This window comes from Sphingomonas sp. 1185 (assembly GCF_040544655.1).
GTDB lineage: Bacteria > Pseudomonadota > Alphaproteobacteria > Sphingomonadales > Sphingomonadaceae > Sphingomonas.
This window is the reverse complement of record NZ_JBEPKL010000045.1, coordinates 1-20,455: the sequence shown is the minus strand read 5'-3', so window position 1 is coordinate 20,455 and position 20,455 is coordinate 1. Positions and strand designations below refer to the sequence as shown.

Annotated in this window: 20 protein-coding genes and 1 tRNA gene; 12 read left to right on the top strand and 9 right to left on the bottom strand. The window is 67.2% G+C overall.

All coding sequences use genetic code 11. The features are described 5' to 3' along the window. Positions 1-245: 245 nt before the first annotated feature. A tRNA-Gln gene (locus ABIC44_RS18920) sits at positions 246-319 on the bottom strand. A 160-nt stretch (positions 320-479) separates the two neighbouring features. Here ABIC44_RS18920 and ABIC44_RS18915 point away from each other — a divergent pair. From ABIC44_RS18915 to ABIC44_RS18905, 3 genes are all read left to right on the top strand, one after another. Then, the gene (locus ABIC44_RS18915; protein WP_307101956.1) at positions 480-1,523 is read left to right on the top strand and encodes a Ppx/GppA phosphatase family protein; all 1,044 of its coding nucleotides are present in this window, start codon (positions 480-482) and stop codon (positions 1,521-1,523) included. Continuing rightward, complete coding sequence (locus ABIC44_RS18910) at positions 1,520-2,215, top strand: RlmE family RNA methyltransferase (protein WP_307101954.1); 696 nt, start codon at positions 1,520-1,522, stop codon at positions 2,213-2,215. The genes ABIC44_RS18915 and ABIC44_RS18910 overlap by 4 nt, the downstream gene beginning before the upstream one ends. An 88-nt stretch (positions 2,216-2,303) precedes the next feature. After that, complete coding sequence (locus ABIC44_RS18905; RefSeq protein WP_354296972.1) at positions 2,304-2,651, top strand: hypothetical protein; 348 nt, start codon at positions 2,304-2,306, stop codon at positions 2,649-2,651. Between the two features lie 166 nt (positions 2,652-2,817). Here the strand turns inward: ABIC44_RS18905 and ABIC44_RS18900 are convergent, their stop codons facing one another. Further along, positions 2,818-3,180 carry a response regulator gene (locus tag ABIC44_RS18900; RefSeq protein ID WP_307101952.1) on the bottom strand — a complete coding sequence of 121 codons (363 nt, stop codon included), beginning with the start codon at positions 3,178-3,180 and terminating at the stop codon, positions 2,818-2,820. Positions 3,181-3,216: 36 nt separating this feature from the next. Between ABIC44_RS18900 and ABIC44_RS18895 the strand changes: the two genes are divergently transcribed. The 4 genes from ABIC44_RS18895 to ABIC44_RS18880 all read left to right on the top strand — a co-directional run bounded on the left by ABIC44_RS18895 (position 3,217) and on the right by ABIC44_RS18880 (position 5,986). Next, complete coding sequence (locus tag ABIC44_RS18895) at positions 3,217-3,504, top strand: DUF3572 family protein (protein ID WP_307101950.1); 288 nt, start codon at positions 3,217-3,219, stop codon at positions 3,502-3,504. Beyond that, on the top strand, positions 3,501-4,127 hold the full coding sequence (locus tag ABIC44_RS18890) for an HAD family hydrolase (protein WP_354296970.1): 627 nt from the start codon (positions 3,501-3,503) through the stop codon (positions 4,125-4,127). The genes ABIC44_RS18895 and ABIC44_RS18890 overlap by 4 nt, the downstream gene beginning before the upstream one ends. A 45-nt stretch (positions 4,128-4,172) precedes the next feature. Continuing rightward, positions 4,173-4,637: a RidA family protein gene (locus ABIC44_RS18885; RefSeq protein ID WP_354296969.1), complete on the top strand. Its 465-nt coding sequence runs from the start codon at positions 4,173-4,175 to the stop codon at positions 4,635-4,637. Between the two features lie 218 nt (positions 4,638-4,855). Continuing rightward, positions 4,856-5,986 carry a GNAT family N-acetyltransferase gene (locus tag ABIC44_RS18880; protein ID WP_354296967.1) on the top strand — a complete coding sequence of 377 codons (1,131 nt, stop codon included), beginning with the start codon at positions 4,856-4,858 and terminating at the stop codon, positions 5,984-5,986. Between the two features lie 3 nt (positions 5,987-5,989). On the opposite strand, the gene ABIC44_RS18875 is transcribed toward ABIC44_RS18880, so the two are convergent. Continuing rightward, a complete protein-coding gene (locus tag ABIC44_RS18875; protein ID WP_354296966.1) occupies positions 5,990-7,654 on the bottom strand; it encodes a hypothetical protein in 1,665 nt (554 codons plus the stop codon). A gap of 381 nt (positions 7,655-8,035) precedes the next feature. On the opposite strand from ABIC44_RS18875, the gene ABIC44_RS18870 reads away from it, so the two are divergent. After that, on the top strand, positions 8,036-9,295 hold the full coding sequence (locus ABIC44_RS18870) for an outer membrane protein assembly factor BamB family protein (RefSeq protein WP_354296965.1): 1,260 nt from the start codon (positions 8,036-8,038) through the stop codon (positions 9,293-9,295). 87 nt (positions 9,296-9,382) lie between these two features. Here the strand turns inward: ABIC44_RS18870 and ABIC44_RS18865 are convergent, their stop codons facing one another. Continuing rightward, entirely contained in the window at positions 9,383-10,603 is a 1,221-nt protein-coding gene (locus ABIC44_RS18865) for an argininosuccinate synthase (protein WP_307101938.1), read from the bottom strand. Between the two features lie 160 nt (positions 10,604-10,763). Here ABIC44_RS18865 and ABIC44_RS18860 point away from each other — a divergent pair, with 160 nt between their 5' ends. Further along, on the top strand, positions 10,764-11,129 hold the full coding sequence (locus ABIC44_RS18860) for an EF-hand domain-containing protein (RefSeq protein WP_354296964.1): 366 nt from the start codon (positions 10,764-10,766) through the stop codon (positions 11,127-11,129). Positions 11,130-11,406: 277 nt separating this feature from the next. Here the strand turns inward: ABIC44_RS18860 and ABIC44_RS18855 are convergent, their stop codons facing one another. From ABIC44_RS18855 to ABIC44_RS18840, 4 genes are all read right to left on the bottom strand, one after another. Beyond that, the gene (locus tag ABIC44_RS18855; protein ID WP_309691468.1) at positions 11,407-12,774 is read right to left on the bottom strand and encodes an ammonium transporter; all 1,368 of its coding nucleotides are present in this window, start codon (positions 12,772-12,774) and stop codon (positions 11,407-11,409) included. Between the two features lie 16 nt (positions 12,775-12,790). Beyond that, positions 12,791-13,129: a P-II family nitrogen regulator gene (locus tag ABIC44_RS18850; protein WP_042488306.1), complete on the bottom strand. Its 339-nt coding sequence runs from the start codon at positions 13,127-13,129 to the stop codon at positions 12,791-12,793. Between the two features lie 263 nt (positions 13,130-13,392). Continuing rightward, positions 13,393-14,823, bottom strand: coding sequence for a metalloprotease TldD (gene tldD, locus ABIC44_RS18845; protein ID WP_354296962.1), 1,431 nt, complete (start codon positions 14,821-14,823; stop codon positions 13,393-13,395). Positions 14,824-15,106: 283 nt separating this feature from the next. Beyond that, on the bottom strand, positions 15,107-15,340 hold the full coding sequence (locus ABIC44_RS18840; RefSeq protein WP_307104697.1) for a zinc-finger domain-containing protein: 234 nt from the start codon (positions 15,338-15,340) through the stop codon (positions 15,107-15,109). A gap of 88 nt (positions 15,341-15,428) precedes the next feature. On the opposite strand from ABIC44_RS18840, the gene ABIC44_RS18835 reads away from it, so the two are divergent. Next, positions 15,429-16,361 carry an ABC transporter ATP-binding protein gene (locus ABIC44_RS18835; protein ID WP_354296960.1) on the top strand — a complete coding sequence of 311 codons (933 nt, stop codon included), beginning with the start codon at positions 15,429-15,431 and terminating at the stop codon, positions 16,359-16,361. Between the two features lie 250 nt (positions 16,362-16,611). Here the strand turns inward: ABIC44_RS18835 and ABIC44_RS18830 are convergent, their stop codons facing one another. Next, positions 16,612-17,358, bottom strand: coding sequence for an energy transducer TonB (locus tag ABIC44_RS18830; protein ID WP_354296959.1), 747 nt, complete (start codon positions 17,356-17,358; stop codon positions 16,612-16,614). Positions 17,359-17,476: 118 nt separating this feature from the next. Here ABIC44_RS18830 and nadB point away from each other — a divergent pair, with 118 nt between their 5' ends. Continuing rightward, complete coding sequence (nadB, locus tag ABIC44_RS18825; protein ID WP_354296958.1) at positions 17,477-19,054, top strand: L-aspartate oxidase; 1,578 nt, start codon at positions 17,477-17,479, stop codon at positions 19,052-19,054. A 145-nt stretch (positions 19,055-19,199) separates the two neighbouring features. Then, complete coding sequence (locus ABIC44_RS18820; RefSeq protein ID WP_502959867.1) at positions 19,200-20,339, top strand: serine hydrolase; 1,140 nt, start codon at positions 19,200-19,202, stop codon at positions 20,337-20,339. Positions 20,340-20,455: the final 116 nt, after the last annotated feature.

Here is a 20,455-nt window from a genome sequence, read left to right as displayed (position 1 = left end):
TCGCTCAACCCCTCACCCAAGCTGCGCTAGCCAGCAGGCTGGCAAGCTTCGCTAACCCTCTCCCCTGTCCAGGGGAGAGGGGAAGAAGAAGCAATTCCGAATGTCGATCCGACCTAAGTCATCATCCACAGCCGCGCGAATCAACGGCAGCCGACGCCGATCCTCAGCGTGACATTTCTTGGAAGGGGATATGGGCGGGCGCTTGCCCAGCCTGCGGATCAGATCGCCTGATCCCGGCAAATGTCTGGATGCCCCGTGAGGATTCGAACCTCAATTAACGGAGTCAGAGTCCGTGGTCTTACCTTTAGACGACGGGGCACCGAACAGGGGCGTGCCTCTAGGCGGGCTGGCGGGGCTTGTCAACAGGCTTTGATGCGGTGCGTCTTGTCGCATGGGCACCGACCCGCTACCTTGGGGACCAAGCACCGGCGGACGCTCATGTCCGTGACGGATAGAACAGAATAAAGCGAGATACGGCGATGGGGGATCAACCCACCCGACGGCCGTACCGGCAGGCCAAGCCCCCTGCCCGTCCGGCACCGCCCCGGCCCCAGCGTGGCCGGTGGTCCGATGCGCAGGCTTATGCCGCGCTCGACCTTGGCACCAACAATTGTCGGCTGCTGATCGCGCGGCCGCAGGGCGGCGGCTTTGCCGTGGTCGACGCCTTTTCGCGCATCGTCCGGCTGGGCGAGGGGCTGGCCACCACCGGCCGCCTGTCCGACGCCGCGATCGACCGCACCATCGCGGCGCTGCGCGTCTGCGCCGACAAGCTGCGGCGCCGCAACGTCACCCTGTCGCGCGCGGTCGCGACCGAGGCCTGCCGGCGGGCGGCCAACGGCCCCGCCTTCATCGCGCGCGCGCTGGCGGAGACGGGCATCCATCTGGACATCATCTCGGCTGAGGAAGAGGCGCGGCTCGCCGTACTCGGCTGTCACGCGCTGATCGAGCCGGGCGAGGACCCCGCTCTGGTCTTCGACATCGGCGGCGGTTCGACCGAACTGGTGCTGGTCGACACGCGCGGCCCCAGCCCCCGCATCCTCGACTGGCATTCGGCCCCCTGGGGCGTCGTGTCGCTCACCGAAAGCGCGGGCGGCGGCGAGGGCGAGGCGGGGCGGCTGGCGGCCTATGCGCGGATGCGCCAGATCGTCGCGGACAGCTTTGCCGGTTTCGCCGCACGCCTGCCGCGCGACCTGAAGCGCCCCCGGCTGCTGGGCACCAGCGGCACGGTGACGACGCTGGGCAGCGTCCATCTGGGGCTCAGCCAATATGACCGGGCCGCGGTCGACGGGCTGATCGTGCCGACGGCGGCGATGCGCGAGATCAGCACCAGCCTGTCACGCAAGAGCCTGGCCGCGCGCGGCAAGGTCGCGTGCATCGGGCCCGAGCGCGCCGACCTGGTGGTCGCGGGCTGCGCCATCCTCGAGACGATATTGGACCTCTGGCCCGCCGAGCGGCTAGGGATCGCCGACCGTGGAATCCGCGAGGGGATTTTGCGGCGTTTGATGGGAATCACCAGACCGTGAGCAGAGGAAATTCGGGACTGCACCAGCGCGTGCGCACCGCCCGGAACCGCACCGCGCAATCGACCCGCTGGCTGGAGCGCCAGTTGAACGACCCCTATGTCCGCCGCGCCAAGGCGGAAGGGTATCGCAGCCGCGCGGCCTATAAGCTGATCGAGCTGGACGAGCGGTTCGGCTTCCTGCGCGGCAAGAAGCGGATCATCGACCTCGGCATCGCGCCGGGCGGCTGGAGCCAGGTGGTGCGACGCAAGGTGCCGAACGCCAGCGTGGTCGGCATCGACCTGTTGCCCGTCGACCCGATCGACGGCGTCACCATCTTCGAGATGGACTTCATGGACGATGCGGCACCCGACAGGCTGATGGAGGCGCTGGGCGGCGCGCCCGACCTGGTCATGTCGGACATGGCGGCCAACACGGTCGGCCATCCGCAGACCGACGCGCTGCGCACCATGGCGCTGGTCGAGACGGCCTTCGCCTTTGCCTGCGACGTGCTGTCGCCCGGCGGGGTGTTCGTGTCGAAGGTCTTCGCGGGCGGCGCCGATTCGCAGCTGGTCGCCGAGATGAAGCGCCACTTCGCCACCGTGAAGCACGCCAAGCCGCCGTCGAGCCGCAAGGGATCGGTGGAATGGTTCGTCGTGGCGCAGGGGTTCAAGGGGCGCAAGGCCGCGCCGGTCGGGGACGATTCGGAGGATTGAGCCCGAAGCGTCGGGGGTCGCTTTCGCCTTCGCCCAATAGCGGACGTCGGCAATAGGCGATAAGGCGGTGACGAGGGAGCGAGCCGCCATGTTTCGTGCGCTGATCAACTGGATGGATCGGGACTGGACGAGTCGAAGATACAATCCGGTATTCGCGTTTGCGCAGCGGCTTGTTTGGGGTGTGCCGGTCTTCTTGAGTCTAGCGGTGATCAGCGCACTTGAGGCTTTGGGCTTCTCGCGTGACGGTCCGGTTGCCCTCGGCGTTTTTGCGCTTGGTGGGGCGGCAATGTTCGCCATGATGCTCGTATCTCTTTACCGCTGGGCGGTCGGTTACAGCAGTTCCCAGTTCCAAGAGCAGGCAGCGGCGGAGCGTCGGGAGCGAGTGGCGGGGCGGCAGGCGTTCTTCCGTCGGTGGTTCAAGCCACATGGCAGCTAGCCACCCAAAATAGACATCTTGCTCGCCCCTTTCTCCGTTCAGCCTGAGCGAAGTCGAAGGCCACGGGATGACGCCCGTGGCAGGGGTTCGGGGCGTGCACTTCGACTTCGCTCAGTGCGAACGGAGGGTGGGGAGCGGGGCGAACGGAGGTAGGGGACCAGCCCCCTCACAGCAACGCGTTCACCGCCTCCATGAATCGCATCAGGCTGATCGGCTTGGAGACATAGGAATCCGCCCCCGCCGCGCGGATCCGGTCCTCGTCCTCGCGGCCCGCATAGGCGGTGACCGCCATCACCGGGATGCGGCGCAGTTCCTCGTCCGCCTTCAGCTCCAGGATCAGCTCATAGCCGGTCACATGCGGCATCTGGATGTCCATGATGATCAGGTCGGGTTCGACCTCGCGCGCGCGTGCGACCGCCTCGCGCCCGTCGCGGACCGGCTCCGCGATGAAGCCGTGCGCGCGCAGGAGGTCGCAGAAGAGTTTGAGGTTGAGTTCGTTGTCCTCGACAACGAGCACCTTTCTTGTCACGCCCGTTCCACCATTGACCATGAGTGACGATAGGCAATGCCCGGACCGGATACAATCGAACCCGCACGCATCGAGACGGCCGGGGCGCTGGCGTTGCAGGCGCTCGTCTGGACGCTGCAAAGCCAGAGCCGCGCCGAACGGCTGCTGGCGCTGACCGGCCTGTCGGTCGAGGAACTGCGCGGCGGGGCGGGCGAGCCCGGCGTGCTGGCCGCCATCCTGTCCTTTCTGGAGGGGCATGAGGCCGACCTGATCGAATGCGCCGATTCGCTGGGCGTGCGTCCCGAGGCGCTGGTCGCCGCGCGGCGGACGCTGGAGGCCGCATGAAGCCGCTGCTGATCTGCGACTGCGACGAGGTGCTGGTCCATATGGTGCGGCACTTTCGCGACTGGCTGGACGAGGCGCACGACATGGAATTCGCGCTGGACCGGCACGACTTTTTCGGATCGCTGTCCCGGCGCGGCGGCGGCCCCGCCCCCACCCATGACGAGGCCTGGGAGTTGCTTCACGGCTTCTTCCCCGGCCAGATGGAGCGCCAGACCCTGGTGCCCCACGCCGCCGAGGCGCTGGCCGCGCTGGCGAAACAGGCCGACATCGTCATCCTGACCAATCTGGTCGAGGAATGCCGCCAGCCCCGGATCGAGCAGCTGGCGCGATTCGGCATCACCCACCGCGTCCAGTGCAATTCCGGCCCCAAGGGCGAGCCGGTGGCGAGACTCGTCGCCGAGCATGGCCATCCCGTCACCGTCTTCGTCGACGATCTGGCGCAACACCACGCCTCGGTCGCGGAGCATGCGCCGCAGGTCCACCGGCTGCACATGGTGTCGGAGCCGGAAATGGCGCCGCATGTCCCGCCCGCGCCCGCCGCGCATGCCCGGATCGACGACTGGCGGCGCGCCGAGACCTGGATCGCCGCGCGATTCGCCGAGGGGCGCGCCGCGCCGGGCTGACGGGATACTTGACCGGCGGGGCCGCACCGCGCCATGTCTCGCGCCATGACCACCCATATCGATCGCGCGCTCGAGCAGTTCGGCCTCACCCTGCCGGAGGCCGCCGCCCCCGTCGCCGCCTATGTCCCCGTCGTCGAGGCGGGCGGGCTCCTCCATATCTCGGGCCAGCTGCCCTTCATCGACGGCCAGCTCGTCACCGGGCGGCTGGGCGAAGGCGTCTCGCTGGAGGACGGGCAGAAGGCGGCGCAGGCGTGCGGCCTGATGCTGGTGGCGCAGATCAAGAAATATCTGGGCGGCGACCTGGCCCGCGTGAAGCGGATCGTGAAGCTGGGCGTGTTCGTCAATTCGGCGGGCGACTTCACCGACCAGCCCAAGGTCGCCAATGGCGCGTCGGAGCTGATGGTGTCGTTGTTCGGCGAAGCGGGTCGCCATGCGCGCTCGGCCGTCGGCGTGCCGGTACTGCCGCTGGGCGCGGCGGTCGAGGTGGACGCGATCGTGGCGCTGGCCTGATCCTGTCGGGCGGGGTCGCCTGTGGCCCCTGCCCTCCCCCATCCCCTCCCCCATCCCCTCCCGCCTGCGGGAGGGGAGCGGCCAGAGGTTAGCGAGGAATCCTATAACTCGCCCCATCGCACGCCCCTCCCGCAAGCGGGAGGGGATGGGGGAGGGAAAGCCACAAGCGAACCGCCAGCCCTTGTCCCGCCCCGCCCCAAACCGCATATCCCACCGCGATGACCACCGCCGTCGCGCGTATCCTCTCCGGCGTCGCCGCCCTGTCCCCCGACCAGTGGGACGCCTGTGCGGGCACCGCCAATCCCTTTGTCAGCCACGCCTTCCTGAGCGCGCTCGAAACCTCGCATAGCGTCGGCGGCCGATCGGGATGGACCCCCGCGCCCATCGTGATCGACGGCCCGGACGGACAGCCCGCCGCGATCGCGCCCGCCTATCTGAAGGCGCATAGCCAGGGCGAATATGTCTTCGACCATGGCTGGGCCGATGCGTGGGAGCGCGCCGGGGGCCGCTATTACCCCAAGCTCCAGGTCGCCGCGCCCTTCTCGCCCGTGCCCGGCCCCCGGCTGCTGCTGCGCGACCCGGCGCTTGCGCCCGCGCTGATCGCCGCGATCGAGGCGGTGACCGACCAGAACGCGCTGTCCTCGGCACACGTCACTTTCGTCACGCCCGACCAGGTTCCGCATTTCGAGGCGGCGGGCTGGCTGATCCGCGAGGGCGTGCAGTTCCACTGGCGCAATGACGGCTATGCCAGCTTCGACGATTTCCTGGACGCGCTGGCCAGCCGCAAGCGCAAGGCGATCCGCAAGGAGCGCGCCGCCGCCGTCGAAGGGCTGACCATCCGCCACCTGACCGGCGCCGACATCCGGCCGGAGCATTGGGACGCCTTCTGGACCTTCTATCAGGATACGGGCAGCCGCAAATGGGGCCAGCCCTATCTGACCCGCGCCGCCTTTGACCGGATCGGCGAGCGGCTGGGCGACAAGGTACTGCTGATCCTTGCGATGCGCGAGGGGCTGCCGATCGCGGGCGCGCTGAACCTGATCGGCGCGGACACGCTCTATGGCCGCTATTGGGGCGCGACCGAGGAGGTGCCCTTCCTCCATTTCGAGCTATGCTATTACCAGGCGATCGACGCCGCCATCGCGCGCGGGCTGTCGACCGTGGAGGCGGGTGCGCAGGGCGAGCACAAGCTGGCGCGCGGCTATGCCCCGGTGCCGACCTACTCGGCGCATTACATCCCCCACCCCGCCTTTCGCCGCGCCGTCGCCGAGTTCGTGACCCGCGAGCGCGAGGCGATGGCGGCGGAGAGCGAATATCTGGGCGAGCTGACCCCGTTCCGCCGGGGTTAGCCCCTATCGGTCGTCCTGATCGGCGGTCGCCTTGCGCCGGGCGGGGACGCGCTTTTCCTCTTCGGGCGAAGGACGGCTGAGCAGCTCATAGGCCGCCGGATCGATGATCGGACGGCGATCGTCGATCCGGTACAGCACGTCGCGTCCCGACCGCCAGATCGGCGTCAGCCCGCGGGTCAGCCGCTCGTCATAGCGCGGCGGATGGACCAGCCAGACATAGTCGAACGCATCGCGCGGCAGCAGCTTGAGCGCGGTGTCGATCGGCCGCCACCATTGCCCGCGACAGCGGCGCGCGGTCACGATCTCGGACGGGTCGTGCGCGAAACGCTTGGCGGGGGCATAGCGCACGGTCAGCAGCTGGCCCCCCGCCATCGACCATTGGTCGTTGGCATAGGCCAGCTTGCGCTCCAGCGCGAGGCCCGCGACATGCTCCAGCCGGCTCGACGGCCAGACATCGGCGCAATATTGACGGCCCACAAAGGTCAGCAGCCGCGCGCGCGGCGGGACATGATCGAGCGCGGTCAGCACCCGGTCGTAATCGTTGCTGTACATCCCATAGCTGACCGTGGTGGCGCCGATCCGCACGACGAAGAACACCAGCCCGATCACCGCCAGCGTCGACGCGCCGCGCAGTGACAGCCCGCGCCGGGGCCTGAGCGCGATCAGCGCGATCGCCAGAACATAGGGCGCCAGCCGCATATCGGCATAGGCCGAACCGAACACGATGCGCGGCAACAGCAGATAGACGACCGCCAGGAACGCCGCCGTCAGCACCAGATTGCGCGAATATTCCACCCGCTCGTCGCGCACGCCCTTGAGCAGCACGAGGAACAGCACCGTGACCGAGGCCAGGTCGAACGCCATCCAGCGATCGCGCAGGACCATCGTCACCCAGTTGATCTTCCACCGCCAGTTGAACCAGTCGGTGGTCTGCCCGGTGACATGCTCGCCCGAGCGCCACAGCACCATCAGCACCATCGGCAGTGCCAGCGGGATACAGCCGATCCCGGCATGGATGGCGGATTCGATCCACCCCTTCACCCCATGCGCGCCCCTGGCACGGCGCATGTCATGCTGGCGGATCAGCTCGGCCGAAAAGGCCAGCACGCCCAGCACGCCCCAGCCGAAGGTATGCGCGACCCAGAGCAGGCAGGACAGCGGCACGAAGACGATGCCGCGCAACCGCACCGCGCCCAGCCGCCCCATGCGCAGCCACAGCGCGAACAGGTTCAGCGCCAGCGCCATCGCCAGCGCGAAGTTCACGAACCCGAACTGGAAGGGATAGCTATAGGCCAGCGGCAGTGCGAACAGCGCGGTGGCGGGGATCCGCCCCTGCACCTCGCGCGCGATCCAGAGCAGGCCGGTGACGGTCAGCACGGGGATGGCGATGACGATCAGCTTGACCGCCAGCTCCAGCCCGAAGATCGGCGCCAGCGGCTCGATCAGCAGGTCGATGCCCAGATTGCCGATCATCTGCCATTCGAAATGATACCAGTTGGCCAGCCAGGGCTGCGCGGCATAATCGAGCTGGACCCGGTAACGGCCCATATGACCCGGCAGGTCGACCAGCGGCGGCACCGTCGGCCAGAGCAGCGGCACGGCCGCGAGCAGCGCCATCGCCGCCACGAACCACCGCGTCTGCCACCAGTTGAGCTTTCCCCCATTCATGGCGATCGGCCTAGCGGATCGAAGGGGGCGAGGACAAGCATCCCCCTTGCTGCGGTGCGGCGAGTTGTTGAAATCAGAAAGGGCTCTCGTCAGACGGGAGCGGGTGATCGTTTCGCCGCCATTGAACTTGCTCGGCGGGCTGGCGAGAAAATCGCGATATGGGAAAATGTCGATGCGCTTTCGCGCAAGGCATGAACCAATCGCGATACGCTTGCCGCCAGTCTTCTTTTCATATTACGAACTTCTCATCGGCAATCTATTGCAGATACCGGGGTGGGGGACATCATGAAGCGATCGACTTGGTCGACAATTGCATTTTTGCTTTTTCTAGGGGCCTGCGGCGGTGAGGGCGGCGGATCTGGGGGGACCGGGAATGTCGTCGTGACGCCAACGCCGACACCGGGTCCGACGCCAACACCCACACCAACGCCCATCGCCACGCCGACGCCAACACCGGCTCCCTTCATCCTGCCGACGCCGACCCCGCTCGCAGACGACGGCAACTGGTCGACGCTGCAACGCGATCCCGGACACACCGGCTATGTCCCGGCCAACTTTGCGACGGCGAGCTTTGCCGATGCGTGGACCATTGGTACGCCCAATCCTCCCAGCACGGTCGCGGCGCGCGCGGGCACCATATTCTACAATGTCGTGCGCGGGGACGGCCACATCTACACCCAGGCGGTATCGAGCGCGAACGGCGCGTCCGTCTGGGGCTTCGATCTGGGCGCGGCCAGCCTGGGGCGGGGACGGCGACCCTATGGCCCATCCTATTCCAACAACATGGTCGCGTCGATCACGCCGAATACGACGTCCACGGCATCCCCGATGCAGGTCATCAACGCATCCACGGGCGGGTATGTCAGCACGCCGACCTATGACGCACAGTTCAGCGACGGCAGCGTGCCGACCCCCGTCGGCAACGAGCTGTTCTATGCGGCGGGCTATTATGGCAATGTCGTCTATGACGCCAGCGCTCCGACCGGCGACCGGCTCTGGCGGACCGAGGCCGTCGGTCAATATGGCGGTTACGTCATGCAGGGCGAAAGTGTCGCCGTCGACCAGAGCTATGTATATTATTTCAAGGCCGGCTCGCTGGTAGTAATGACAAGAGCCGGGGCGGTGGTGAAATCCATCCAGAACCCGTTCTTCTCGAAAAACGGCATCAGCTATTCGGGTGAATATGTCGGCGCACCGATGCTGGACGCCAATGGCCATGTCTTTACCTACACGGATAATTACTCAGACGGAAATTCGCTGCCGATCGCGGCTTTCTCCTTCGCCAGCGAAAAGGCACTTTGGCGGACGGGCTATAGCTATACCGGCCAGCCCGCCGTTCGAGGAAGCCGCCTCTATGCCATTCGCTCGGCGAGCACGATCGTGGATCTGATCGATACGTCGAGCGGGTTGCTGGCGGGATCGATCGATGTCGGCGGGACCGAGAATCTGGCAGGCAATGTCGTAATCTCGGACAGCCATATGTTCGTCGCCGGCACCTCGACCACCTATGCGGTCGACCTGACAAAGGCAGGCTATCCGGTCGTCTGGAAGACCGGGTTCGCCGGACCGCTGACCGTGACGCCGGACGGCTATCTGATCATCGCCACCACCAGCAGCCTGCACGGCGTGAAACTGAAATAGGTTTCGCTCCACCTGCGGCGAGGCCCCATGGAAAAGGGCGGACAGGTCGCCCCGTCCGCCCTTTCGGCATTCAGCTCCGAACCCGGATCAGATCCGGTCGCGGCGGCCCAGCAAGCGCAGGCGCAGCGCGTTGAGCTTGATGAAGCCCGCCGCGTCGCGCTGGTCATAGGCGCCCTGATCGTCCTCGAAGGTCACGACCTTTTCCGAGTACAGCGAATAGGGCGACTTGCGCCCCGTCACGATCGCCTGGCCCTTGTACAGCTTCAGGCGGACGGTGCCGGTCACCTTCTCCTGGCTGTAGTTGACGGCGGCCTGAAGCATCTCGCGCTCCGGCGAGAACCAGAAGCCGTTATAGACCAGTTCGGCATAGCGCGGCGCCAGTTCGTCCTTCAGATGCGCGGCGCCCCGGTCGAGCGTGATCTGCTCGATACCGCGATGCGCCAGCGCATAGATGGTGCCGCCCGGCGTCTCGTACATGCCGCGGCTCTTCATGCCGACGAAGCGGTTCTCGACCAGGTCGAGGCGGCCGATGCCGTGCTTGCGGCCCAGCTCGTTCAGCTTGGTCAGCAGCGTGGCGGGCGAGCAGGCCTCGCCGTTCAGCGCGACGCCGTCGCCACGCTCGAAATCGATGGTGATCGTCTCGGGGACGTCGGGCGCGTCTTCCGGGTTGACGGTGCGCGAATAGACGTAATCGGGGACCTCATCCCACGGGTCCTCCAGCACCTTGCCCTCGGACGAGGTGTGCAGCAGGTTCGCGTCGGTCGAGAAGGGCGCCTCGCCGCGCTTGTCCTTCGACACCGGGATCTGGTGCGCCTCGGCGAATTCGATCAGCTTGGTGCGGCTGGTCAGGTCCCATTCGCGCCACGGCGCGATGACCTTGATGTCGGGGTTCAGCGCATAATAGCCCAGCTCGAAACGGACCTGATCGTTGCCCTTGCCGGTCGCGCCGTGGCTGACCGCATCGGCGTTCACCATCTTGGCGATCTCGATCTGGCGCTTGGCGATCAGCGGCCGCGCGATCGAGGTGCCGAGCAGGTACAGCCCCTCGTAGAGCGCGTTGGCGCGCATCATCGGGAAGACGTAATCCTTGACGAACTCCTCGCGCAGATCGTCGATGAAGATGTGCTCGGGCTTCACGCCCGCCATCTCCGCCTTCTTGCGCGCAGGCTCCAGCTCCTCGCCCTGGCCCAGATCGGCGGTGAAGGTCACGACCTCGCAGCCATAATGCTGCTGCAGCCACTTGAGGATGACGCTGGTGTCGAGGCCGCCCGAATAGGCGAGGACGACGCGCTTGATATCTTCGCTCACGGCAAAGTCCTTCGAGGATAGGAGATGGATTTGCCCCGGCCCCTATGCGCTGTGGCGGCCTCACGCAACCTTCGGTTGGGCCCATTCCCCCGCTTGTTCATTGCGGCGACAGCCAAAGCCGGTCAGGAGCGGCCATGATGTTCCGTTCAGGAGTTCCCGCATGACCCGTTTCCTCGTCACCGGCCTGATCGCCGCGACCCTTGCCGTACCCGCCCTGGCGCAGGACACCCGCGCATCCGCCGCCGCGAAATTCTCGCGCGAGTTCAAGGCGCGCGACACCAATCACGACGGCGCGCTGACCAAGGCCGAGGTGAAGGCCGCGATCATGAAGATGGGCAACGGCCAGAAGAAGATCGACGACGTCCATGCCGGGCGTCTGGCCGAGCTGTGGTTCGGCAAGGCCGATGCCAACAAGGACGGCAAGGTGACCGAGGCGGAGGCGCAGGCGCTGCTGTCGCGCACCTTCGATGAATATGAAGCGGCCAAGGCGGCACGGGCGCAGCAGGCGGGGCCGAAGGGGCGGTAAGGGTCGCCCCCTTCCCCCCTATCCCCCCAGCCCCACCTCCGTTCAGCCTGAGCGAAGTCGAAGGCCACGCCCCACCCTCCGGGTAAGCGAATCCCGTGCACTTCGACTTCGCTCAGTGTGAACGGAGGGTGGTCCGACTTTCTACCCCGGCCTTCGCCCTGTCGGTGCGGTTTCCCCGCCAACACAAAAAAGGCCCGGTGCGTTGCCGCACCGGGCTTAGGTCGTCCGCAGGAGGAACGTCGTGGGGTGCGGGGGTTCTTGTCGCCCCCGCTCCCGATCAGTTGTAGGCGCGCTCGCCGTGCTCGCCGAGGTCGAGGCCTTCCTGCTCGACTTCCTTCGAGACGCGCAGGCCGGTGACCGCCTTGGCGATGTACATGGCGATGACGGTGCCGATGGTGGCCCAGACGATGGTCGTGGCGACCGCGCCGAGCTGGACCAGCAGCTTCGAGCTCATGACGTAATCCGCCGCACCCGGACCGCCCAGCGAGGGGGCGTAGACCACGGCGGTGCCGATCGCGCCGATCATGCCACCGATGCCGTGCACGCCGAAGGCGTCGAGCGCATCGTCATAGCCGAGCTTGGGCTTCAGGACCGACACCGCATAGAAGCAGATCACGCTGGCGATGGCGCCCAGCACGATCGCGCCGAACGGGCCCGAATTGCCCGCCGCCGGGGTCACCGCGACCAGACCGGCGACGATACCCGAGCAGAAGCCCAGCGCCGAACCCTTATGCCCCGCCAGACGCTCGGCGAGCATCCAGAACAGGCCGCCCGACGCCGTCGCGACGAAGGTGTTGATCATCGCCAGACCCGCCGAGCCATTGGCCTCCAGCGCGGAGCCCGCGTTGAACCCGAACCAGCCGACCCACAGCAGGCCGGTGCCCACGCCGGTCAGCGTCAGCGAGTGCGGGGGCATCGGGGTCGTCGGATAGCCCATGCGCTTGCCCAGGATCAGCGAGGCGACCAGTGCCGAGACACCGGCGTTGATGTGCACCACCGTGCCGCCCGCAAAATCGAGCGCGCCCGCCTTGAAGAACAGGCCCGACGATGCCCACACCATGTGCGCGATCGGGAAATACACGATGGTCAGCCACACGGCGGTGAAGGCCATGACAGCCGAGAACTTCATCCGCTCGACCACCGAACCCAGGACCAGCGCGGCGGTGATCGCGGCGAAGGTCATCTGGAAACAGATGAAGACATATTCGGGAATTTCGACGCCGGCGGTGAAGGTCGCCGCCTGGCTGGCGGGCGTGACGCCCTTCAGGAACGCCTTGCCCAGCCCGGAGATGAAGTTGGACGCGCCCCCCGACACGTCCGGCCCGAAGGCCAGGCTATAGCCGTACATCACCCAGATCAGCATCGCGAGGCAGGCGGCCGCGCCGATCTGAGTCATGGTGGACAGCATGTTCTTCGCGCGGGTCAGACCGCCATAGAACAGCGCCAGGCCCGGCAGGATCATCATCATGACCAGCACGGTCGAGGTGAGCATCCAGGCGGTGTCGCCCTTGTTCACGGTCGCGGCCGGCGCGGCGGCGGCGGGCGACTGGAGCGCGGCGGCATCCTGGGCCCAGGCGGGCAGCGCGACGAACAGCGTCAGGCCGAGGCCCGCCGCGCCGGTCGCCAATTTGGTGACATGCTTCATCGAAATCCCCCCTTGCTCAGAGTGCCGATTCGTCGGTTTCGCCGGTGCGGATGCGCACGGCCTGGCCGACATCGAGCATGAAGATCTTGCCGTCGCCGATCGCGCCGGTATTGGCGGCGGCCTGGATCGATTCGACGACGCGGTCAGCGATCTCGGACGCGCAGACGACCTCGATCTTGATCTTGGGCACCATGTTGGTGCTGTATTCGGCACCGCGATAGATTTCGGTCTGGCCCTTCTGCCGTCCGAAACCCTTCACCTCGGTCACCGTCATGCCCGCCACGCCCAAAGTGGTGAGCGCCTCGCGCACCTCGTCGAGCTTGAACGGCTTGATGATAGCGATGATCAGCTTCACCTGCGCCCCCTTTGCGTTTCCCGCCGACAAGCATTGCAAAGGGTGTGCCAGTTACGTTTTCGTGACTTTTGCGCGCTATGATGGCGCGGCGCGATCCGTTTGGCCTACCCGGCGGCATCAATTTTTAGGCATTGGTAAGGATATGCCCAAATTTTGGGCAAATCTTCCTCCCCTGCAAGGGGTGGGGGCTCGCTATCGAGAGGGTGACACCCCTCCGTCAGGCCTACGGCCTGCCACCTCCCCTTTGAGGGGAGGAAGGGAAATCACGCCGCCAGCGCGGTTCCGCCGACGGTCAGCCCTTCGACCAGCAGGCTCGGCTGGCCCACGCCCGCAGGCACGCTCTGCCCGCCCTTGCCGCAGACCCCCACGCCCTCGTCCAGCGCGAAGTCGTTGCCGATGCCCTTCACCTTGGTCAGCACGCTCGGCCCGTCGCCGATCAGCGTCGCGCCCTTGATCGGCGCGCCCAGCTTGCCGTTCTCGATCCGATACGCCTCGGTGCAGGAGAAGACGAACTTGCCCGACACGATGTCGACCTGCCCGCCGCCGAAGGACTTGGCGAAGATGCCGTTCTTCACCCGCGACAGCAGCTCGGCCGGGTCGTCCTGCCCGCCCTTCATGAAGGTGTTGGTCATGCGCGGCATCGGCGCATGGGCAAAGCTTTCGCGGCGGCCATTGCCGGTCGGCGCGACGCCCATCAGCCGGGCGTTGAGCCGGTCCTGCATGTAACCCTTCAGGATGCCGTCCTCGATCAGAACGACCTCGCGCGTCGGCGTGCCCTCGTCATCGATCGACAGCGACCCGCGCCGATCGGCCAGGCTGCCGTCATCGACCACGGTGACGCCGGGTGCTGCGACCCGCTCGCCGATCCGCCCCGAAAAGGCCGAGGTGCCCTTGCGGTTGAAGTCGCCCTCCAGCCCGTGCCCGATCGCCTCGTGCAGCAGCACGCCCGGCCAGCCCGGCCCGAGCAGCACGGTCATCTCGCCCGCCGGGGCGGCGACCGAGTCCAGATTGACCAGCGCCTGGGTCAGCGCGACGTCGATGCCGCGCTCCCACGTCTCGCGCGCGACCAGCCGGTCGTACAGATAGCGGCCGCCGATCCCGAAGCTGCCCGTCTCGCGCCGCCCATTCTGTTCGACCACGACCGAGATGTTCAGCCGCACCAGCGGCCGCACATCGGTGGCGACGAAGCCGTCGGCACGGACGATCTCGACCACGCTCCAGCTGCCCGACAGGCCGACCGACACCTGCACGACGCGCGGGTCGCGCGCGCGGGCGGCGGCGTCGATCGTCTGGCAGAGCGACACCTTCTCGGCAAAGGGGATCAGGTCGAGCGGATCGGTCGCGGTATAGAGGTGCCGGTTGGTCCCCTGCGGCGGCGGCGCGGCGGCGCCCTTGGCGGGGTCGATCAGCGCCATGGTCTGCGCCGCGCGCCGGATCGCGGCCTCGGACAGTTCATTGGCATGGGCAAAGGCGGTCATCTCGCCCGACACCGCGCGCAGGCCGAAGCCCGAATGGGTGTCGTAGCTGGCCGTCTTCAACCGCCCGTCGTCGAATCCGAAGGCTTCGGACCGCTTATATTGGAGGTACAGCTCGCCATCGTCCGCGCGGGACAGGGCATTGGCGGTGAGGCGCAATGCCGCCTCGGGGTCCAGCGTGTCGCGGTAGAGGAACGAGCGGGGATCGGTGACGGTCATCACGAGGATATAGGACGCCCCGCCGAGGTTTGAAATCTCCCGTCGGCGGGATTCCGACCTTGTTAAGCCCCGGCCGCATACCGCAGCGCTCTCTTAAGCCCCTCCCGCAGGCGAGTTTCAGGTCGGTCATGCCCCCGGCATGACCTAAACGATGCGGGGCATCATTTACCTGAAACTGGTTTGGGGAGGGCAATGAGTCTCACCGAGACCTACGCTCGCGGCTTTTCCCTCCCCCATCCCCTCCCGCTTGCGGGAGGGGCGTGAGTCTCATTCGTGTTGGGGTTTAGCGCCCGGCGCCGTCGCCATGATCCGGCAGCGCCGCCTGGTCCGCGCCGTCCGCCGGGCCGCCGATCAGCACGAAGCGGCGATCGCAATAGCCGCAATCGACATAGCCGGTCTCGTCGATCTGCAACCACACGCGCGGATGACCGAGCGCAGCGCCGCCGGGAATGTCGGTGGCACCGTCGCAAGCGACGCGGGTCTGGGTGACGCGGGTGGTTTCGGGCGGCGGCAACATAGGCTCGCGCGATAGCAAGGCATGGAGCCCCGTGCAATTCCCGAAAACCGGCTTGGCCTGTCCGCCCCACACGCCTATCTCGGGCCGCATGACCGCCAGCACCGAAGCCGCCATCTCGATCCAGGGCATCGCCAAGACCTATCAGGGCGGCAAGCGCGCGCTCGACGGGGTCAGTTTCGACGTGCCCCGGGGGCAGATCTTCGGGCTGCTGGGACCGAACGGGGCGGGCAAGTCGACGCTGATCAACATCCTGGCGGGCCTGGTGATGAAGACCGAAGGATCGGCGTCGATCTGGGGCTTCGACATCGACCGGCATCCGCGCAACGCCAAGGCGTCGATCGGCATCGTCAACCAGGAAATCCTGTTCGACCCCTTCTTCACGCCGCTGGAGACGCTGGATATCCAGGGCGGGCTGTACGGCGTGCCCAAGGGCCAGCGCCGCTCGATGGAGTTGCTGCGCGCGGTGCATCTGGAGGACAAGGCGAACGCCTATTCGCGCACCCTGTCGGGCGGCATGAAGCGCCGCCTGATGGTCGCCAAGGCGATGGTGCATTCGCCGCCGGTGCTGGTCCTCGACGAACCGACGGCGGGCGTCGACATCGAGCTTCGCCAGCAGCTCTGGGCCTATGTCCGCCAGTTGAACGAACAGGGCGTGACGGTGGTGCTGACCACGCACTATCTCGAAGAGGCCGAGGAGCTGTGCGACCGGATCGCGATCATCAACCATGGTCGCCTGGTCGCCAATGAGCCGACCCGCGAACTGGTCGGCAAGGCGCAGGAAAAGATCGTCGCGGTGACGGTGGACCGCGATGTCGCGGCGGTGCCCGACCATGCCAGCTTCGGCAAGATCGTGCTGAAGGGCAGCCGCACGCTGGAGATCACCTATGCCAAGGACAAGGTGAATGCGGGCCAGGTGCTGGCGGCGGTGCAGGCGGACGGATACGGGATCGTCGACGTCTCGACCAAGGAAGCCGATCTGGAAGACGTGTTCCTGTCGTTGACGCGGAGTGTTGGGGCTTGAAGGTTTCCCTTGGCCTTCGACTTCGCTCAGGCTGAACGGGGTTTGGGGTAGTTGATTTGTTCGCGCGGAGGCGCGGAGGACGCGGAGGTGTACCACTCCACTCATTCTACAGTCCGCCCCAACAGGCCATGATAGGTAAGGGATGCGCTATCCGCGCACCGAACATCTCCGCGTCCTCCGCGCCTCTGCGCGAACCGAAATATCCCAACGTCCGTTCAGGCTGAGCGAAGTCGAAGCCCACGCCCCGCCCTCACCGCTCGGCGGGAATCCGCTCCAGCACCCAATCCTGATTCACCACGATGATCGACCGCACCGGCCGCCCATCGGCATCGCGGGACGGGTCGTAACGGTATCGCTGCTCGATCAGGCGGCAGGTCGTCTCGTCCAAAGCGGCATTGCCGCTGCTCTTGGTCACCACGCACCCGCTGACCCGGCCATCGACATTGACGAAATAGCGGACCTGCACCGTCCCGCTGGCGCCTGCATCGGCGGCGGCTTCGGGATAGTCCGAATCCTTGATCCGCCCCCTGATCCGGCGCGGCGGGGTTTCGTCGCCATAGCCGTCCCCATCCCCCGACCCGCCACTGCCCGTGCCGTTGCCGATTCCACCCGCCCCGGTGCCGGGGCCGGGCTTGTCGGAGGCGCCCTGGCTCGGGTCCGCGCCCGTGCCGGCGACCGGCGCCGCGATGACGGGCGACACCGGGGGCAGCACGACCAGCGGCGGCGGGGCGACGACCGGGGTGGCCTGCGACCGGATATTGGGAGGCGCGGCGGCTCCGCGCGGCCGGTGGCTCTCGATCCTTTTGGGCTGGACCGGCGGCGGGGGCGGCGGCTTGGGCGGCGTCACGTCGAAACTGTCGAGCGCCTCGGACGGCCCGGTCGAGGACGGCGCGATCCCCAGCCCCAGGACCAGCGCATAGCCCAGGCCGCCCACGATCACCCCCGTGGGGATCGCCGCGCGCAGACGGTCGCGCCAATCGGATCGGACCAACGCCATGACGGGCAAGTGGGAAGGCGCGCGCACCAAGGCAAGGCGTTACCCCCTGTCCCCCGCCCCGCGTCCGTGCCACAGGGTGCGCCATGACCCCTGCCCCCGCGCCCGAAGGAGACCGCGCATGACCGATTCCGATATCCTGATCGTCGGGTCGGGCGCGGCCGGGCTGACTGCGGCGCTGAACCTAGCCGACCGGTTCAAGGTGACGGTGCTGGCCAAGGGCAAGCTGAACGAGGGCTCCACCGCCTGGGCGCAGGGGGGCATCGCCGCCGTCCTCGAACCCGGCGACACCTTCGACAGCCATATCGAGGATACGATGGTCGCGGGCGCGGGGCTGAACGACCGCGCCACCGTCGAATTCGTGGTCGAGAACGCCCCCGCCGCGATCGAACGCCTGCAAAAGCTGGGCGTCCCCTTCGCGACCGAGGGCAATATGCTCCACCTGACGCGCGAGGGCGGGCACTCGCACCGGCGGATCGTGCATGTGGCGGACGCGACCGGCTGGGCGGTGCTCGACGCGCTGCTGAAGGCGGCGGAGGCGCATCCCAATATCACCCTGGTCCCCGATCAGGTCGCGATCGACCTGGCGACCAGCCGCCACGAGATGCGCTATTCGGGGGCGGGCCATGTCTGGGGCATCTATGCGGTCGACCGGCGGACGGGCCGCGTCGTGGTGCACAAGGCGCGCGCGACGATCCTGGCGACCGGGGGCGCGGGACGCACCTATCAATTCTCCACCGCGCCCAAGGGCGCGACCGGCGACGGCATCGCGATGGCGTGGCGCGCGGGCGCGCGCGTGTCGAACATGGAATTCATGCAGTTCCACCCGACCTGCCTCTACAACACCCAGGTCAAGAATTTCCTGATCACCGAGGCGGTTCGCGGCGAGGGCGGGCATCTGAAAATCCCCGAGACCGGGCACCGCTTCATGCCCGACCTCGACCCGCGCGCCGAACTCGCCCCCCGCGACATCGTGGCGCGCGCGATCGACCATGAGATCAAGCGGCTGGGCCTGGACTATGTCCATCTCGACATCAGCCACCAGCCGCCCGCCTTCGTCCGCGAGCATTTCCCCAACATCCACGAAAAGCTGCTGAGCCTAGGCATCGACATGACCGTGCAGCCGATCCCGGTCGTGCCCGCGCAGCATTATACCTGTGGCGGCGTCATCGTGGACCGCGACGGGCGCACCGACCTGCCCGGCCTCTATGCGGCGGGCGAGGTGACCCAGTCGGGGCTGCACGGCGCCAATCGCCTGGCCTCCAATTCGCTCCTCGAATGCTTCGTCTATGGCGAGGCGTGCGCGAACCATATCGCGGCGCATTGGGACGAACTGCCCCCCGCCCCCGCCATCCGCCCCTGGGACGAGAGCCGCGTCACCGATTCGGACGAAGAGGTGGTCATCAAGCAGAACTGGACCGAAATCCGCCGCTTCATGTGGAATTATGTCGGCATCGTGCGCACCACCAAGCGGCTCGAGCGTGCGCAGCACCGCATCCGCATGCTGACCGACGAGATCAACGACTATTACGGCCATTTCCGCGTCACGCCCGACCTGATCGAGCTGCGCAACCTGCTCCAGACCGCCGAGCTGATCGTCCGCTGCGCGCTGCATCGCAAGGAGAGCCGGGGACTGCACTATACGCTCGATTATCCCGAGACCTTGCCCGAAGCCGTCGACACGATCCTGATTCCGTGAAGCAAGCCCTGATTCCTCCCCTTGCAGGGGAGGAATTAGAATGTTTCACATCTTATCGTGTGGTTGCGGCCTTTCGTCGCAAGCCCCGGACACGGGGATTTCCCCCACCCGGTCAACACGTAAGGATACCCCTGTGTTGCGGGGTATTGCGGTGACGAAGCGAGTATCGAGCGGCGGGCTGCGTTCATGGCCTGCCGGGTTTCTTCTCTTGGGGCTCGCAGGCTGTGGAGCGGATTCACGCCCCGGCGCGACGTCCCATGCTCCCAGCGTGCCCGATCCCCAGGTTTCGGTGTCGATGCCGCTCCCCCCGCCCCGCCCCAGCCGCGCCCCCGCCGCGCCCGCCGGGCTGGTCAGCACGATCGACCGGCTGTCCGCCGGTTTTTCGGGCAAGAAGGGCATTGCGGTACGCGCGGTCGATGACGGCTGGACGGTCGAGGTCGGCGGTCGCCAGCGCCTGCCCCAGCAATCGGTGTCCAAGCTGTGGGTCGCGATCACGCTGCTCTCCTTGCGCGACCAGGGCCGCGCAAGGCTGGACGAGCCGATCGTGGTGCGGCGCGAGGACCTGACCCTGTTCCACCAGCCGATCGCGATGCTGGTCAAGGGCGACGGATACCATACCACGGTCGGCGAACTGCTGACCCGCGCGCTGACCCAGAGCGACAATACCGCCAATGACCGGCTGCTCACCTATGTCGGCGGCCCGCAGGCGGTGCGTGCGATGATCGCCAACAAGCGGCTGGGCGATATCCGCTTCGGCCCCGGCGAGCGACTGCTCCAGGCGAAGACGGCGGGCCTGACCTGGCAACCCGCCTTCGCGATGGCGGGGGCGTTCCAGGCGGCGCGCAACCGGCTCGATCCCGCGGCGCGGACCGCGGCGCTCGACGCCTATGTCAGCGATCCGCCCGATGGCGCGGCGCCGATCGCCATCGCCGATGCGCTGGCCCGGCTGGCGCGCGGCGAGCTGTTGTCCGAAACCTCGACCCGTATCCTGATCGACACGATGGAGGCCTCGCGCACCGGCCATGCCCGCCTGCGCGCCGCCGTGCCCAGCGGCTGGACGATCGCGCACAAGACCGGGACGGGGCAGGATCTGGGCCGCCGCAATGCGGGCTTCAACGATGTCGGCCTGCTGACCGCCCCCGACGGCCGCCGCTTCGCCATCGCGGTGATGATCGGCGACACGACCGAGGATATCCGCAAGCGGCAACAACTGATCCAGAATGTCGCGGCGGCGGTGGCCGATGCGGCGGGGCCGCCACGCGGGCCGGTGGCGGTGGCGAACTGATCAATCTTCCTCCCCTGCAAGGGGGGAGTGTTCACCCCGGACTCTGCAGGCGTTTTCTGGCGAGGAATATGTCGAGGGTGATCTCGAGCATGTTTTGGGTCTTGGAGGCGCGCTTG